The sequence below is a fragment of the Chloracidobacterium sp. D genome (assembly GCF_018304685.1).
Taxonomy (GTDB): Bacteria; Acidobacteriota; Blastocatellia; order Chloracidobacteriales; family Chloracidobacteriaceae; genus Chloracidobacterium; species Chloracidobacterium thermophilum.
This window is the reverse complement of the sequence record NZ_CP072635.1, coordinates 124,060-140,935: the sequence shown is the minus strand read 5'-3', so window position 1 is coordinate 140,935 and position 16,876 is coordinate 124,060. Positions and strand designations below refer to the sequence as shown.

The window sequence follows — 16,876 nt, the reverse complement described above, 5'->3', positions numbered from 1 at the left end:
GGAAGTTTCCACGGACGCCAGATTCATCGGACGGTTTCGCCCCCGGCGCACTGCTCCCCGGCAGTCCCCTGGGGCGCGAACAGTTCGGCGGCATGGCGGAAGGCTTTGAATTCCAGATGGTTGCCGGCCGGATCGCAGAAAAACATCGTTGCCTGCTCGCCGACCTGCCCGGCAAAGCGGATGTATGGCGGGACGACAAACGTCACGCCCGCTTGAGTGAGTCGTTCTGCCAGCATGTGAAACGTCTCCCAGTCAAGCACCACACCAAAGTGCGGCACCGGGATGGATTTGCCGTCCACCGGATTGTGGCCCGCCACCGGCGCGCGGCCGGCAATGCGGTGCGCCGTGATTTGGTGTCCCCAGAAGTCAAAGTCAATCCAGTCGTCGCTTTCACGTCCCACCCGACAGCCCAGCAGCCCGACGTAAAAGCGCCGGGCCGCCGCCAGGTCTGTGACCGGAAAAGCCAGATGAAAGGGATACAATGTCGCTTGCATGGCGTGACTTCCCCTGGGAGCGCGGGCGTCCCGCCCGCAGAGTGGTCATGTAATGTAATAGCGGGCTGGAAGTCCGCGCTCCCAGGCACTGCCAATCATCTTTCAGATTCCTGTTGCAGCGTAATCATCCTGCGGGCGGGACGCCCGCGCTCCCAGGGTAGCCGGTGTCACCGTCTCGGCATCCTGACCCAGCGCCGCCGCAGCCAGCAGCACCAACGCCACCCACAGGGCATCGGCAAAAAACAGGTGAATAAGCTGCATCCAGATAGGCGCCAGCAACCAGACGTTGACGATTCCGAGTATGAACTGCGCGCCCACGATGGCAAGGACAACTGCGGACATCCGCGCCGTTGCGGGGCCCGTGCGCAGCCGGGCGGCCGCCATCACGATGACGGCGCTCGCCAGTACGGCCGCCACCGGATGCAGCCAGCGGAGTTTGACTGTGAAGTGCGCCAGGCTTGAGAACTCCTCGGCAATCCCCTGCGCCAGTGAAGTGGCCGGAAACAGCGTGTCGCCCAGCGCCGCAATCGCACCCGTGACGCCGACCACCAGCGCCGCCACGAAGGCCGCCAACAGATGGCGGACGGTCCTTTCGTGACCGGACAACCGCACCGGCGGAAAACCGCTGATCCAGTAGGCCGTCAGGGTCAGCGCGCCAAGCAGCAGAAACGTGTTCACCAGATGCACGGACATATAGACCGCCCGCGCCACCGAGCGGTTGTCGGCCACAAGTTCCAGCTTGACAAGTAACGCGCCAATGAGCGCCTCGATGAGGATGAAGGCCAGGGACCAGCCGGCCGCCCGGCGGACGTAATGCCCGCGCGCAAAGCGCCGGAACGACCAGATCACCAGCGCCACCACACCCAGCAGGGCAATGCCGCTCGTGGCCCGGTGCATAAACTCCACGAACGTGGCGAACTGTCCCGCCGGCGGGACGACCTCGCCGTTGCACAGCGGCCAGTGACTGCCGCAGCCGTCGCCGGATTTTGACGCCCGGACGTAAGCCCCCCAGACGATCACCAGCACATTCCACCCGACCACGCCCCAGGCAAAACGGCGCAGCCGGTCTTCAGCCGGTGCTCCGGCGGTCAATCCCTCATGTTCACCTGTCATACGTTTGTCACTGAACCTTCTTCCGGTGCTTTGGCACGCGCGGCCCGGCGTATCATCTGGGGGTTGAGTGCCGGATAGTCAAGCAGTTCACCGTACCGCCGCACGAGCTTGAAGATGAAACGGGGCGTCAGGGAACGCCCCCCGACCGGACGGTTGGCTGCCGTGCCCTGAATGAGCGCCGCCTCCGGCCCAAACCCTTTGGCCAACCGACGCAACGGCAGATCGCGCCGCAGATAATCATCCAGCGCCACCTTGACCGCCGGCGACAGCCCCACCGTACGCGCCCAGCGGGTGCCCCGTCCCACCTGAAGCCCCAGGCCGGTTTCCACAGCGGGACAGCGCACCACATCCTGCTGCCGGAGCAGGCAGATTTCGGACACGCGCAAGCCCAACTCTCCAAGCAGCCGCAGCACACAGGCATCGCGCAGCCCAACCAGTGTACGCTTGTCCGGCAGCGCCAGAAGCGCCGTCAGCATCGGCGCATCGCAAACTGTTGTCTCCCGACGACCGCGCGTGGAGGGCCCCACAATCCGGGCCGGGTTACGCTCCACCAGATGGTGCGCGGCCAGCTCGGCGTAGAACTTCCGCAGTGCCGTCAGCCGGACGCCAACCGTCGGCGGGGATACCCGCGCCAGCAGAAACTGACAAAAGGCGTTGACATCTTCCGGTGTGGCATCCAGCCAGCCCTTATCCTGCTCCCGGAGCCAGGCATCGAACTGCACCAGCGCCGCCGCATAGACCCGCCGGGTCGTCTCTGACCCCAGACGGGCGAGAAATGCCCACCGGCAGGCATCCAGCCTGCCAGCCGCCAGCCGGAGGCCGGTCATCCGGCGGCTTCCTGCGCGCGCTGCCGCCGCGCCTGCACGAATGAGTTGATGCACAGGGCAAGCATCTCGCCGCAGATCAGCAGCATGCCGATTTGCAGCGCCAGCGCCAGCGGCCGCGCGCCAAATGTGCCATTCATCAAACTCATGACGATGGGAACGAGCCCGCCAACCGTACCGAGCAGGGCCACGGCCGAAGCCGCGTGCATGGCGTGTTTGCGGAGCGATTCACGCTGTGCCAGCACGCCACACAGCACAAGCAGCACGCCAAACGCGCCCGGTATCAGCGCCGTCCTGCCGCTGTTGGCCGGGTCCTTGAGTACGTAACCAATCACACTCAACGCCATCAGGGCAGCGCCGTTGGCAATCGAAAGCAATGGCATCGGTAGGGACTTCATGGTTTCTCATCCTTCACGGGCCCTGCATCCAGGGCGCAACTTGAGCGCCATTCAAAAGATGAGCGCCGCACCCATCGTACGGCGCTCACCAGCCTCAATCAAGCAATGGAAGCCTTGCCACAGCCGGTCGTGCTACCGCCGGGGTATCTCCCGCACGCGCAGCGTCGGGTCGCCCAACAGCGTCCACGACCGCCGGACTTCCAGGCTGTTCGTCCCCAGCTTCGCACGCCGGATGGCATCGCCCAGACGCGCGGCCGGCTCCAGCCCGTACAGGGCATCGAGCAGCCCCACATTCGCCCCGTGCTGGTCAGGGCTGACCGTCAGCGACGACGACGTCCACGTCGCCACCGCCCCGCCCGGCGCCAGCACCAGCGCCTTGCCCAGGCTGGTCGTGTACAGGTCGTGGTGAAGACCGTTCAGGCAGGTCATCCCGACGACAATCGCCGGCTGCCCCGTGTTCGTCAGCGCCGCCGCATCCGCGCTGGTCAGAAGGTTCTCCGCCGCCCAGTTCTGCGTTGAACCGTGCCCAACGTAGTTGACCAGCCCGGCTCCGCTGTTGAAGCCCGCCAGCACGGCCGCCCGCGCCCCGGCCGCGCCCAGCATACTCAGCCGGATGGGCGTCACCTGCGCCGGATCGGGCGCCAGACCGATGATGTCTGTCGCCGCCTGGTCAAAATCGCCGCCGGCGTCAGGATTGTCCGCCACGACCACCACCCGCTGCTTCCAGTCGGCCGCACCGGCCTGCTCATAGGTCAGTATCTTGCCGATGACAATTTCCGCTTCGGCCGGCGTCCTGACCGGCAACCGCCCAATCGCCAACTGCGCCAGTCCCGTCCCGCCAAAGTCGCCAAACCAGTCGTCCACGGCCGTTTCCAGCGTGCCGACCGCCAGCAGTTTCGTCGGAATGAAGTGCCCGCCAAAGCCCAGATAGTCGCGCGGGTCAAACGTCGCATTCCCCACCAGCAGCGCATACCGCGCCGGCCGCGCCCAGCGCAAAGCCGCCGTCTCCAGAAACGCCCGCACCGCGGCCGTAGAGGGCGCGCCATAGCCCCACTCGTCATAGACATCCGTGATGTCCACGACGACCGTCCGCAGCCCTTCTGCCTGCCGCGTCCGGGCCAGCCGTTCGGCAGCCGGGCGGAAAGCGCCGTGGGTGAGAATGACAAAATCCGCCGCCACGTCCGTGCGATGCCAGGCTGAAGGTGTGTTGGCTTCCACCTGCGGCGACCACATCGCCCCCGTTGTCGTCAGCAGGATGTCCCGCCCTGCCGCGGCCCCCAGCATCGCCGTCTGCCCCATCATCCGCACCGGAAGCTGCACCGGCGCCTCCGGCTGCGTGATGTCAAAGGCAACAGCCGGAGCCGTAAAGCCTGTCACCTGCAGCGTGTGCCGCCCGCCCGTGCGTGGTACGTGAACCAGCAGCCGGTCATCCGCCGCCTGAAGCTGCCGGGCATACTCGACCGTCAGCGTCTTGACCAGGTTGACATCCCCGGCTTCCGACGCCTGAAGCGTCACGGTATTCGCACCGTTGATGACCTGTTCGGCCGGCACGGTCCACGTCGCCTGCCCCACACTCCGCCCGGTGTACGTCACCGCGCCAAGCGGCTGCCCGTTCCACAAGACGTTCACCGTGTGCGCGCCGAGCGAGACGCCCTGCAGCTCGACGCTCACCTGCGCCGGCTCGCCGCTCGCCGTCGCCGGATCACGTACCACGATGTCCTGCGCTACGGGGCTGTTGGTGACGACACTGCCGAAGAAGTTGTCCTCGTCGCCGTTGAGCAGCGCCGCAAAGTAGATGGTCTTGTCGGCGCGCGTCACCCGCGAGCGGAAGTGCTGCAATGTCGGGCGCAGCATGGGCGCGCCAGCGCCCGGCCCCACCCGGTTGCCCGGTGTCCGCCCCTCAATCAGCCAATACACCCGCTCGCCGCTGTCCGGCGTGTCGTCGGCCACGCCGTAAAACTCGATGCCCTCAGCCGTCACCCGCAGCGGCACCTGCCGCCCGTGGGCATACAGTTGCAGCCGCTCCCGATCAGCCGTCGGCGACAGCCCCGCCGCCGCCAGCGCCCCAAACGTCACCCGCTGCCACCCCGTCCGTGTCACCCGCAGCTTGACCGCCGGCTGCGCCGCCAGCCACTGCTGCATCTCCAAATCGCCCGGCGGCTCCAGCCCGACGCCAGCCCCGGCCTTGTACCGGGAAGCCTCCTTGCTGCCGGTCAGTTCGGCACCCGCCGGTGCGGCATCATCCTCAATCTGCCGCCCCAGCCGGGACGTGCTGTGTCCCAGCAACGGCGAGTTCTTCAGCAACGCCAGCGGCACAGCCTCGCGCGTCTGGCGCAGGGTGACAGGGCCGTACCACTGCCGCGAACCATCCAGATCGTAAGCTTCCAGCCAGTAGATGGCGCTGCCCTTTACCAGCCGCGCCGTTTCATCACGCCACGTGTAGTGTTGCCCGGCCGTCAGGGCATCACTGGTCAGCAGGGCACTGCCGGCAATGAGTTCCGGCGTCAGGCGCTCACGCCGCCCGTCGCGTTCGCGCCAGAGGTGAAAGCCCAAATGCGCGCTTTCGTAACCCGTCGCCCACTGCACCAGCACGTCGCCGGTCGCGTAGCGCGTCGCCTCGAAACCGGTCAGGTCAACTTTTGTGGGGGTCGGTGGTGGCGAACTGTCTGTACAGCCAGCGCAAGCGCCATTCCGGTTCACGGCCAGCTCGCAGAGCGGACCAAAGGTGTAGGTCGCCCGCTCCTGGGTCGTGTTGCCGGTCTCATCCAGCCAGACGGCGGTCGTGCCTTCCGGTGTCCCGCCCGGCGTCCCCGTGACATTCATCACACAGGGTGGGCCTCCGGTTGGCGAAACCCGGATGACGTAGAACAGCGAAGCGGCGCTGTTGGCGGCAATTGTGCCGGGCGTCCAGGTGATGCTCCCCGAAGTGGCGCCGTCGGCCGGCTGGGTAAACGTCCCCTGGGTCACCTGCGCCCCGCCGTAGATAGGCTCGTTGGCGTAGGAAACTCCCGTCACGGTGGGGATGTTTGCCACCACGCGCCGCGTCCGCGTGCCGAAGACCGGACCGGTGATGGTCGTGCCGTCCAGCACGATGTCATGATCGGTCGGGTTGACGATGTCCACCCGCACCCGGTAGAAGGTCGTCTGAGGACTGTTACACGGTGGGTTCGGACCATTCCCCGGATTGCCAATGTGAAACAGGCGCTGCGTCATGTAGGGCTTGAGTGGTGCGGTTGTGGCCCCCGCATCGCCCGGAAAGTAAACCCGGAACTTGTCCCCCTGCCGCCAGTTGGCAAGAGTGATGTTGTTGCCGGAAGTGGTTGGCGTGAGGGCACTGTGGTTGCCAATGTAGTAGGTGATGTGGTTGCTGGCGAAGCCGTTGATAGTGATGTTGTTGCTCCAGATACCGTAGTCCACGGCGCTGACGCCGGTCGTCCACGGACCAACCACAAAGCTCCTCCACTCCCCATTTGGAGACAATGTTTCAGTACCAGTAGGAATGTTGCGGGTGTAGCCCCCGGTCCGACTCACGAAGGTGATTGCGCCAGTGCCACCGGGGGCGTCCCAGTCAAACTCGTTGGCGCGGCACGTACAACCGCTGGTGATGTAGGGATAGTAGTTCCACGTAATGGGAGGTTGGCGCTCAGTATTCTGCGGACCAAGATGGATGCCCGGATCGAAGTACATGTTCAGCCCGCGACCGGTCGTGGGGCCGCCCAGGTTCTGATCCCGGTTTGGTCCGGGATTGAGCGTGTGCGCCGCCACCCCGAAGGGATTGACGCCGCTATTACCTCCACCAGGCTGAATGATGCGCAGCTCCCAGTGGCCGGCTGCCGGATTTTCCCTCGTGAAGAAGTTCTTCCACTGGTCGTTGGCGGCTCTGGTGTCGGGGCCGTTCGTGCCCACGGCCGAGTTGTCACCCTGGTTGAAGTTCAGACCTGTATCGCTCAGGGAAGCATTGAGAGAGATGGACGTACCGGCGGGATCAAACAGGGAATAGTTTGTTGATATGTTTCCTACCCGAAAGTCAAAGCGATTGACCCCGGCCGGTCCGCCCGTCGAGCCGTAGTCAGCGTCGTAAATGTCAATCGTCAGCCGCGAAGTGCCGCTCGGCACCTCGATGAAAACCGAGTAGTACGTGTTGAGACCGGGCGAAGCCGAACAGCCCACAAAATCACCATTTGCCAAGGGTGCGCCGCTGTCGCGGACGGTGATCATCTGCGCGTTGAGCGGGGTTCTGGCCGCCCGCACTTCCGGCCGCCTGACCACCGGCGGCACCACCCCTGCCAGTAACCCAACCAGCACCAGCACGTAAAGCGGTCTGACTGTGGCCCAAAAACGAGTCCTATTCATCTGCGGTTTCATGGCGTCTTCTCCAATACAGGCTTCAAAAAAGGTTTCCACCGGGCACACCGCTGCCGGAGCCGCCAGACGGCCCCGGCAAGCCGCGCGCGGCAGGAACGTGGCGGCAACAGCACGCGCCCCAGAATCGCCCGGCGCGGCACAACATCGGTTGCCTGCCCCTGGGCGTCACCGCGCAGTACAAACCACGTGTCATCAGCAGCGGAACGAACTGCGATGATGCGATGCGCAATCAGCCGGCCGTCCACCTGCGCCAGAACGATTTCCCCACGCCCCGGCTGCTCATCGGCGCCCAGCGGCCAGACGGTAATCGTCTCGCCGTCGGCAATGGTCGGCGCCATGCTGCGCCCCGGCGCGGTGAACCGCACCGGACAGCCCTGCGCCAGAAGACTTCGGACCAGCGTCGTCCAGCAGACATCGGTCATGGCTGCATCCTCCGTACGTAGTCCACAACAGCCGGCGTCGGACGAAACACGAGTTCGTAACAGGGAACGGCCGTCACGAGCCGTTCCAGAAAACCAGCCGTGAAATCGAGCGCCGCCGCGTCATAAAAAGGCGGAAAAGCACGGGCAAACAGCCGGGCCGCCGCCAGCCCCGGCGTCAGCGGGCGGGCCGCGTCTTCGGCGCCCTTGCACAAAATGAACAGGGCGTTGAGAGGCGTGGCAGCCGGCGAGGCAAACTCGCCTTCCCCGTGCCACGGCGTGCCAAACATCAGCCACTGCCCATCGCACTGGCGGACGATGACCCGGTCATCACTGAGCACCGTCGCCCCGGTCGGAGTCCACAGCCGGGCGGTTGTGGTCTTGCCGTCGCCGGACTGCCCGACAAAGAGCCACCCGCGCCCGTCCGTATCCACCACGGCGCAGGCGTGGAGTTCGACACCCTGCCCACGCGCCAGCAGGTTTGTCACCAGCAGTTCATCCACGGGATATTCCAGCGGCGACTGCATGGCGGCGATGACGGCCGGCAGGCGGCGATACCAGACATGGCCGGTCTGGTAGGCCGGGTCAAACCACGCAATGCGGTAGGGTTCAGGGCCGAAAACCGGCGTGGCAATGTCGTAGCGATACCCACCGGCGGCCCGGTACAGCGTCCACATCCCGCCGGAGGCAAAGAGCAACTCCGTTGGCTCCGGCGGCGGCGCGGCTTCGTCCAGCCAGCCAACGCGGATCGCCGCGTCCGCCGGCGCGTCCTCCCAAGGCGTAACGAAGCGCGCCGTCGGGCCGCTGATGTGCATGGGCAAGTCGAGTCCCCTGGCGTCCACGGCAAGCCGCAGCCCGCCAATCATCAACCGGATTTGCCGGGAACAGAGACGTTCAGGAAGCAATGGAGCTACATGCGAGGGTCGTACATTGACCACTGAAACCACTGAACGGTCCGCTGCTGCTGGCGGTCTTGCAGGCCCCCAGTACGGCTTCTTCAGCGCGCAACTCGACCCGGACGATGGATGGTTTGGTGTAGGGACGCCGCGCCGGCTTTTCCTGCGGCTCCGGCGCCGATGCGGATGATGAATACGGTTCGGTCATGGCTTCTCCAAAAGTGTGATTCAGAAGGCTAAATGTTGCGGGGTCTGGATAGAGCGGGGGCTGGACACATACACGTGAACGCGGTGAACAACAGAAGGCTGAACGTTACAGTGTCTGGGATGCCGCCGTCGGGTGTCCCTGAAGCACTGGCAAGGTCCGGCGGGGCTTGAACGACAGGTCAACACCGAGTTCCCGCGCCCGGGCGCGCAAGGCCGCTACAGAAGCCTGGATGTCCTCGTAACGCTCGCTTCCCGGACGGTACTCGCACAGCGGGTTGGGCTTGAGGTCAAGCCCAAGCAGATAGGCACGCAGATGATTTGTCCGGCAGAAGAAATCCACGGCGGCTTCCTTGTCGCCGTTTTCCAGTTCGTTGACGGCCGCACAGCTCGTGCACATGAGACGGATTTCACAGCTTGTGCACTTGGCCGGACGGGTCCGGGTCTGAAGGCGTACCCGCCGCAGAAACTGCTCCCAGCCCTCGCGGAAACTCCCCTGGCGCAGGTCGTAGGTATCCACCTGCGACAGCACACAGATGGACATTTCGCCGTACGGATTCACGGCAAAAGAACCGACACCGCCGCCGCAGTCATAGACGGTGTTGGAAACGTACGGGGCCACGGCAGCCGTCCGGTAGCGGTCGTTGAGCGCGCGCCACTCGGCCATGCGGCGCGGATCGCGCAGGTCCAGCTCGACGACTTCTTCGGGCGTCAGGCGCACCTCCAGCGGTGACTGCGAACAGTCAACCCGTGGGTTGATCATGCTGTCGAACTTGAACGGCACGCCCAGACTTTCGGCAAAATCGCGCATGGCGAAGATTTCATCTCTGGTGATGGTTGTGCCGACGGTCTTGAGCTTGAGCGGCAGCCGGCGTTCAAGCAGCAGGCGGATGCCCTGGTGACAGCGGTCGTAGGAGCCGGGCACGCGGGTCAGCCGCTCATAGGTTTCGCGCGTGTGGCCGTAGAGCGTGATCTCGATGGCAAAGGGACGCCATTCAGCCAGATAGTCGGCAATGCGCGGCGTCAGCAGTGTGCCGTTGGTAAACAGCGTGATGATGAAGCCCCGGCGCCTGGCTTCGGTGTAGATGTCCAGAAAGTCCCGGCGCGCAAAAATTTCCCCGCCGGTAAAGAGCACCCACAGCGTTCCGGCTTCGGCAATTTCGTCGAAAATCCGCCGGTATTCATCCAGCGAAAGCTCGCGCCGCCGGGCGGCGTGGTCATTCATTGGCAGGTTGTTGTAGCAGTGCTGGCAGGCCAGCGGGCAGCGGCGGCTTACCTCAAAGGTGGCTTCCAGCGGGATACGCCCGGCCAGCAGCCGCCCGTGCAACCGGCGGCTCAGTTCCGCGTAAGAGACGCTTTCCATGGCTTCCCTCTCAGGCGGCAGAGCTGGCCGCGCAAGGAACCTCAATGATCCCGCTTTCCTCAAGTGCGGCCAGAAATTCAGCGACATCCTGCGCGGCCTGTTCCGGTGACACCTCGAAGGCCTCACAAAGCACGGCGCTGAGCGTTGCCACATCGCCGGTTGTATCGAGCTGTGACCAGAGCAAGGCAGCCGTGTCATTCAGGACGTAGATGGCATCCAGATCAGCCGCCTGCCCGCGAATCGGGATCAACAGGGTTTCGTCGGCAATGCGGCGCGTCACACATGGAAGTTTTTTGACAAGGTTGCTCATAAGATTTTTCCAGCTTTCGGGTTGTTTTTTTGTGAGTTTCACTTCATACCCATAAAGAGTTGCAATTGTGTTGCACCAGCTTGTCAGTCCAGGACAGTCTCCCAAAAAAAGTTCTCACCTCACTCAGACGCTTCTATCGGCAGGGGCGTCACATGCCTTTCAAAATTTTTTGCCTTCGGGCTTGCGCAACGCCACCTGCCAGCGTCAGAAACGTCCTGCTCCGGGCGAAACCGGCACGTTGGCTTTCGACTTGGCCTTTCAGCGGTGCTTGGTGAGAATGGGCGCTTGTTTTCGCGCGCCGCCACGGCGAATGCTGGTGGGGGATCGCTTCCAAATACGTTGGATGACGCTCTTAAGGATGACCTTGTTGATGTCTTCACGCCTGTTGACCCGTCTCGGTCTGGTTCTGATGTTGTGCCTGCATCCGTTGCTGTTGTCTCTCCCGCCCACGCTGGCGTCCGGTGGAACACCACGGCCACTGCGCCCTTCCCAACCCCCAGCGCACACCAGAACGGCTCCGACAACCCTTGCCCTTCAGGGAGCCACGCAGTGGCGCACGCTCACGCTCGACGAGCGGGTGCGTTACCGCCGGGCCATTGAACAGGTCTATTGGAAACGGCGGCGCTGGGAGGCCACGACACCCAAGCCGGCTTTCGACCGTCTCTTTTCCCAGCCGCAACTCCGCGCCCTTGTCGCAGACGAACTGTGCCAGCAGCACGCACTGGACCTGCTCTGGCATCACGCGCCAACGCCCGCCGAACTCCACGCCGAAGTCAGCCGGATGATGCGCCACTCCAAACAACCGGAAGTGTTGCAGGAGCTGTTTGCGGCGCTGGACAACGACCCCATTGCCATTGCCGAATGCCTGGCGCGGCCGGTGCTGGTCAGACAGCGGTTGCAGGCGGACTATGCCCGTGACCGGCGGTTTCACGGCCGGCTCGAAGCCCAGGTGCGCCAGGCGCTGGAAATCGCGCCCGCCGTTGAGACGCTCTCCCGGCTGGGCGCGGTCTGCACCGAAGTCGAGTTCATCCGCCGTGACCGGCCTGAAGCCTTCGCGGTTGCCGACCTACGCCGCCTGCCGGTGTCCAGCGCGGACTGGGAACACGAAATGGCCCGGCTTGCAGAACGCTTCGGAAGCCACCCGGCCAAACTGGCGCCCGGTATGGTGACGCCCCTGTGTGAAGACGACGAGCGGTTTTTCATTCAGCAGCTTCAGGCGATTGAGAGCGACCGGGTGCGGCTTGTCACAGCCGAATGGCGCAAGGTGGACTTCGATACCTGGTGGGCGCAGGTCAGGGCCAACTACAGCCCCGTCATCCCGACAGTCTCCGGGTCGTTTCCAGAACTCCGGCTGCCGGTCACGGCGGAAAGTGCCCTCCCCAAGGCCATTGCCGGCAACGACAACCGCTGGGCGCAGGATGCCGGCGATGGTGTCCCGTCCGCGCGTTTCCGCCATACGGCAGTCTGGACGGGCGTCGAAATGATTGTGTGGGGCGGTTTCCGGGGGACGTTCAGCGGCGGCAGCCCGCTCAACACCGGCGGGCGCTACAACCCGATTACCGACACCTGGACGCCGACGCGCGTCGCCCCCAGCGCCATTGGCGCCACCGATGCCGCGCCAGCGCCACGGGTCAACCATACGGCCGTGTGGACCGGCACGCGGATGATTGTCTGGGGCGGCGTCAGCGGCACGCCGGTCAACTCCGGCGCACTCTACGATCCGGTCGAAAACAAGTGGACGGCGACCCGTACCGACCCCAGTTCATCCACGGCCAACGACGGCGCACCGGCCGCCCGGTTCAGCCACGTTGCTGTCTGGCTGGCGCAGGCTGGGCGGATGGTTGTCTGGGGCGGCAACCTCAACTTTGTCGGCAGCGTTCCCATCCCAACCAATACCGGCGGCGTCTATAACCCCGAAACCAACGCCTGGAGCGCCACGGCCACGACGGGCGCACCACAGGCGCGGACCGACCACGTGGCGGTTTCGACCGGAACGGCGATGATTGTCTTCGGCGGCGTCAACGCCGACGGCGGCCGCCTCAACAGCGGCGGCATTTATACGCCCAGCAACAACACCTGGACGGCGACAAGCACGACCAATGCCCCCGGACTGTTCACCCCCAGCGCTGTGTGGACGGGAACGGAACTTCTCGTCTGGGGCAGCGTGGCCGGCGCGCCAGCGCCAACCGTGGCCGGTGCCCGTTACAACCCGGCCAACAACACCTGGACAGCGATTGCCACGGCTGGCGCGCCGACGCCCCGCGTCAACCAGAGTACCGTCTGGACCGGCACGGAAATGATTGTCTGGGGCGGGGCGGCGCTCGACGTACGCTTCAACGACGGCGGACGTTACAACCCAGCCACGAACACCTGGACGCCGGTCACAACGGTCGGCGCTCCGTCGGGACGTGAAAACCACACGGCCATCTGGACGGATGCCTACGCCGAACCGAACCAGAACGCCACGAAGTACATGATTGTCTGGGGCGGACAGGGCGGCGACGCCACCGGCGGCCGCTACGATCCCCTCACGAACACCTGGCTTCCGACGGCGACCACGCCCGTTCCGATCGCCCGCGAAGGCCACACAGCGGTCAACACCGGCGTGGAAATGATCATCTGGGGCGGTGCATCAGCCGGTGTGCGGACGCTGACCGGCGGGCGCTACAACCTCGCCACGGCCCAGTGGCTGCCCACGTCCACCCAGGGCGCGCCCGGCGCGGCGATCAACCTGCCGCCCGTGGGCCACACCGCCGTGTGGACAGGCAGCGAAATGATCATCTGGGGCGGACAGACCAACGCCGGCGGGCGCTACAACCCCGTCACGAACACCTGGACGCCCACCTCGCTGACGAATGCCCCCTCGGCACGGGAAGAACACACCGCCGTGTGGACGGGCAGTGAAATGATCGTCTGGGGCGGACGTTTCACGAATCCGTCCAACAATGAGACCAACTACTTTGACAACGGCGGGCGGTACAACCCCGCAACGGATACGTGGGCGGCGACGGCAGCGGATGGTCGCCCCGGGCCGCGCTCCCGGCACACGGCCGTCTGGACGGGCAGCGAAATGATCGTCTGGGGCGGCGTGACCTTTGCCGACAACCGCTTTTCCGAACTGCGCACCGGCGGACGCTACAACCCGACGACGAACACCTGGACGCCCACGCGCACCGATCCGACCAGCTCCGGCGGGACGGACGGCGCGCCGGATGCCCGTTTTGACCACACGGCCATCTGGACGGGCGACCGGATGATCGTCTGGGGCGGGGCGACCACCGCCGCCCGGGCGTTCAACTCCGGGGCGCTGTACAACCCGGCTGCCGACACCTGGGCGGCCACCTCCGCCAACGGCGTACCGGCGGCGCGTTCCGGCCACACAGCCGTCTGGACGGGCCGCGAAATGATCGTCTGGGGTGACGCCGGCGCCACCGGCGGACGCTACAACCCGACGTTCGACTTCTGGCGGCCGGTCGAAACCGAGGGCGCGCCGGATTTGACCGCCAGCCACACGGCGATCTGGGACGCCACCCGCCGGCAGATGGTCGTCTGGGGCGGACGTGGCAGCGGCGGTGTCTCCAATGCGCTGGGGGCTTACGGGGCCCGGGGTGAACAGGGCGACACCGTGGGCATCTTCCGCCGGGGGCAGTTTTTCCTGCGCAACTCGAACACTTCGGGCAACGCCGACCTGGCTTTCGCGTTTGGTGCGGACGGCGACGTGCCCCTGGCCGGCGACTGGAACGGCGACGGCATCACCACCGTCGGGGTCTTCCGCAACGGCACGTTCTTCCTGCGCAACAGCAACGACAGCGGCGTGGCCGACATTGCCTTTGCCTATGGCGGCGCGGAGGACATCCCGCTGGCCGGCGACTGGGACGGCAACGGCACGACGACCATTGGCGTCTATCGCCCGGCGACGCGGACGTTCTTCCTGCGCAACACCAACACGGCCGGCAACCCGGACATCGTCGTGGTCTATGGCGAGGAAGGCGACCGCCCGATTGTCGGCGACTGGGACGGCAACGGCACGACGACGGTTGGCGTGGTGCGCGGCAACACCTTCCTGCTGCGCAATGCCAACACCGGCGGCGATGCCGATCTGGTGTTCAACTTTGGCAACCCCGATGACAAGGTTGTGGTCGGGGACTTCGACGGCGATGGCGTGGATACGGTCGGCGTCTATCGCGTGCCGACGTTCTTCCTGCGCAACACCAACCTGCCCGGCACGGCTGACTTCCTGCTGGTCTATGGCGCGGATGGCGACATACCGCTTGTCGGCAACTGGGACGGGCAGTTGTAGCGCAAGACACCTGCTATCAAGAATGTGCGCAAAAGTGCGCACAGTTCTCTTCCTGCCCCGACGTGTCTTGTTGACCATCGTCGTATCTGACAGGCGTGACTTCCCCGACTACGGCGGGGGCCATCCCCGCCGCAGCGCCGCCATTACTGGTCGGACTCGCCACGGGTAGGGCAGTTACGGTTGCCAGCCGTTTCAGGTTCAGCGCTGCGTTGAGGTCACGGTTATGGTGCGCACCACACTCGGCACACACCCATTCTCGATCTCTCAATGTCAGCGCCTCGTTCTTCCAGCCGCAGACGGAACAGAGTCGGCTGCTTGGATACCAGCGATCGGCGATGATGAGATGAGTGCCGTAGCGTTTCGCCTTGTATTCCAACTGCGAGCGCAACATCCCAAAGCCAACGTCAGAGATAGCGCGGGCGAGTCTCTCGTTCGCCAGCATCCCCTTGACGTTTAAATCCTCGATCACTAACGCTTGGTTTTCGCGGCAGAGTCGAGTCGTGAGCTTGTGGGTGAAATCCGCTCGGATATTGGCCATGCGGGCATAAAGCCTTGCCAATATCGCAGCGGACTTCTGCCGGTTGTTCGATACCGGCAGGCGCGTTCCTTTGGGCAGGCAGGCATGGCGTCCAAACCCCGCCATCTCTTTGGCGGCTTCCAGCTTGCGGCTGAGACGCCGACCGCGAATCTTGAGGCGACGCAGCGCTGCTTTGAGCGGCTTTGGCGCTTCGATGGCTTCGCCGCTGGAGATCGTTGCGGCAGCTTTGATGCCCAAGTCGATGCCATTGACATCGTGCACCGTGCGACGCCGATAGAATTGCGCATCAGGCACCTCGACCTGTATGGCCACAAACCAACGATCCGCCGTGCGCGAGACCGTCGCGCCCAGTATCTTTCCTTTGAATCGCAGTTCCTCGGTCATGGCGACTTCACCGATCCTGGGCAGACGGATCGTCTTGCCTTCCAGGGTGAACTTGTCGTTGGCAACATAAAAGCTGTCGCGGCAGCGCCCCTTTTTCTTGAAGCGCGGTGCGTGTGCCTCTTTGCCAGCCTTGAGGTCGGTGAAGAATCTTTCCCAGGCTTTGGCGAGATGGGCAAACGGCTGGGCGTGGGCATCCCGGTGAATGTCTTGCAACCAAGGCCGACCGTTCTCATCGAGCCACTGCGGGTCGGTGTACTTGATGGCGTTGAACTGTTTTTTGAGCGCCATGGCGTTTGGCCTGCCGCCTGCTGCGTATTGCCTGTTCCACTCATTGAGCGCCCAGTTCCAAACACGCCGCGCCGTGCCGCAGGCGCGCTTGAAGTAGTCCACTTGCTCAGGAGTCGGACAAAGAGCGATCTTGTGGGTTAGTTGCATTGTTGGGCCTTTTTGACGTCATTCGCATCCTGTTTCAGCGCTTCATCCAACTTCTTTCGATAGTTCCTCAAACCGTACAGCCGGGACGAAAAACAGTGCACGATGGTCATTAAGTCTTGCACCATTTCCTGTTCGGGAGACAGCCGTTCCTGGTTGAGTACCAGCACTTCGCAGCCATGGGTTTGGGCGTCATGTTCGAACCACTCAAAGCCGAAACGGGTGAGGCGGTCCCGGTGAGCGAGGATCAGCATCCTGACTTCACGTCGCCCGATCTCGTCCATAAGGGCCAGAAACCGCTTGCGCCTGAAGTCCAGCCCGCTGCCCACTTCCTCGATAAACTCGACCCCCGCCAATCCCTTCGCCACCACGAACGCTTCCAGCACTTTGCGCTGATTCGCCAGGTCCGGCTTCTGCGCCGCACTCGATACCCGACAGTAGGCGACAAGCTTTGTTGGCGCATGGTTGGCCTGCCGCAAACCGATGAACTCACGGATCTGCGTCTCAGTGTAGAGGCGGCGGTTGCTGTCCGTTCGGGCCACCGGAATTAGCCTTCCTTCGCGTTCCCAACGCTGCAACGTCTTGACCGGGACACCAGGGAGTTTTGCCGCCTTGCCTGTGCTTATAGTGCTTTCCAAGAGCATTATTATACACTATCGCGTACTATACGGCAAGCTAGAGTCCGGCTCCCGACGCCCTGCCCGTCAACCAGGACAAGAGCGCACCCGAAAAAATCCCTGTGACAACCGAAGCCGTGGCTCCTCACAGGGAAATGTGCCGCCCACGATAATCTAACCGGAAGGTTCTGTTGGGTTTGTATGCACCTGGGACTGCGC

At 64.3% G+C, this 16,876-nt stretch carries 13 protein-coding genes; 1 reads left to right on the top strand and 12 read right to left on the bottom strand.

The genetic code is table 11. The features are described from left to right. Positions 1 to 23 precede the first annotated feature (23 nt). The 10 genes from J8C01_RS11775 to J8C01_RS11730 form a co-directional block, all read right to left on the bottom strand. Positions 24 to 494 carry a VOC family protein gene (locus tag J8C01_RS11775; RefSeq protein ID WP_211433071.1) on the bottom strand — a complete coding sequence of 157 codons (471 nt, stop codon included), beginning with the start codon at positions 492 to 494 and terminating at the stop codon, positions 24 to 26. Positions 495 to 596: 102 nt separating this feature from the next. Continuing rightward, positions 597 to 1,607 (bottom strand): COX15/CtaA family protein, encoded by a 1,011-nt coding sequence (locus J8C01_RS11770; protein WP_211433070.1) that lies wholly within the window; start codon positions 1,605 to 1,607, stop codon positions 597 to 599. Further along, positions 1,604 to 2,434 carry a tyrosine-type recombinase/integrase gene (locus tag J8C01_RS11765; RefSeq protein ID WP_211433069.1) on the bottom strand — a complete coding sequence of 277 codons (831 nt, stop codon included), beginning with the start codon at positions 2,432 to 2,434 and terminating at the stop codon, positions 1,604 to 1,606. The genes J8C01_RS11770 and J8C01_RS11765 overlap by 4 nt, the downstream gene beginning before the upstream one ends. Further along, positions 2,431 to 2,829: a hypothetical protein gene (locus J8C01_RS11760; protein WP_211424542.1), complete on the bottom strand. Its 399-nt coding sequence runs from the start codon at positions 2,827 to 2,829 to the stop codon at positions 2,431 to 2,433. The genes J8C01_RS11765 and J8C01_RS11760 overlap by 4 nt, the downstream gene beginning before the upstream one ends. Before the next feature lie 132 nt (positions 2,830 to 2,961). Beyond that, positions 2,962 to 7,194, bottom strand: coding sequence for a C25 family cysteine peptidase (locus J8C01_RS11755; RefSeq protein ID WP_211433068.1), 4,233 nt, complete (start codon positions 7,192 to 7,194; stop codon positions 2,962 to 2,964). After that, on the bottom strand, positions 7,191 to 7,616 hold the full coding sequence (locus J8C01_RS11750; RefSeq protein ID WP_211433067.1) for a S26 family signal peptidase: 426 nt from the start codon (positions 7,614 to 7,616) through the stop codon (positions 7,191 to 7,193). The genes J8C01_RS11755 and J8C01_RS11750 overlap by 4 nt, the downstream gene beginning before the upstream one ends. Beyond that, a complete protein-coding gene (locus tag J8C01_RS11745) occupies positions 7,613 to 8,518 on the bottom strand; it encodes a hypothetical protein (RefSeq protein WP_211433066.1) in 906 nt (301 codons plus the stop codon). Before J8C01_RS11745 ends, J8C01_RS11750 begins: the two co-directional genes overlap by 4 nt. Next, on the bottom strand, positions 8,508 to 8,717 hold the full coding sequence (locus J8C01_RS11740; protein WP_211433065.1) for a hypothetical protein: 210 nt from the start codon (positions 8,715 to 8,717) through the stop codon (positions 8,508 to 8,510). Before J8C01_RS11740 ends, J8C01_RS11745 begins: the two co-directional genes overlap by 11 nt. A gap of 105 nt (positions 8,718 to 8,822) precedes the next feature. After that, on the bottom strand, positions 8,823 to 10,076 hold the full coding sequence (locus J8C01_RS11735) for a radical SAM/SPASM domain-containing protein (protein WP_211433064.1): 1,254 nt from the start codon (positions 10,074 to 10,076) through the stop codon (positions 8,823 to 8,825). Positions 10,077 to 10,086: 10 nt separating this feature from the next. Further along, a complete protein-coding gene (locus J8C01_RS11730; protein ID WP_211433063.1) occupies positions 10,087 to 10,386 on the bottom strand; it encodes a PqqD family protein in 300 nt (99 codons plus the stop codon). 370 nt (positions 10,387 to 10,756) lie between these two features. On the opposite strand from J8C01_RS11730, the gene J8C01_RS11725 reads away from it, so the two are divergent. Further along, on the top strand, positions 10,757 to 14,686 hold the full coding sequence (locus J8C01_RS11725; protein ID WP_211433062.1) for a Kelch repeat-containing protein: 3,930 nt from the start codon (positions 10,757 to 10,759) through the stop codon (positions 14,684 to 14,686). Positions 14,687 to 14,702: 16 nt separating this feature from the next. Here the strand turns inward: J8C01_RS11725 and J8C01_RS11720 are convergent, their stop codons facing one another. Next, on the bottom strand, positions 14,703 to 16,043 hold the full coding sequence (locus tag J8C01_RS11720; RefSeq protein WP_211433061.1) for an RNA-guided endonuclease InsQ/TnpB family protein: 1,341 nt from the start codon (positions 16,041 to 16,043) through the stop codon (positions 14,703 to 14,705). Next, the gene (locus J8C01_RS11715) at positions 16,034 to 16,684 is read right to left on the bottom strand and encodes an IS607 family transposase (RefSeq protein WP_211433060.1); all 651 of its coding nucleotides are present in this window, start codon (positions 16,682 to 16,684) and stop codon (positions 16,034 to 16,036) included. The genes J8C01_RS11720 and J8C01_RS11715 overlap by 10 nt, the downstream gene beginning before the upstream one ends. Positions 16,685 to 16,876 lie beyond the last annotated feature (192 nt).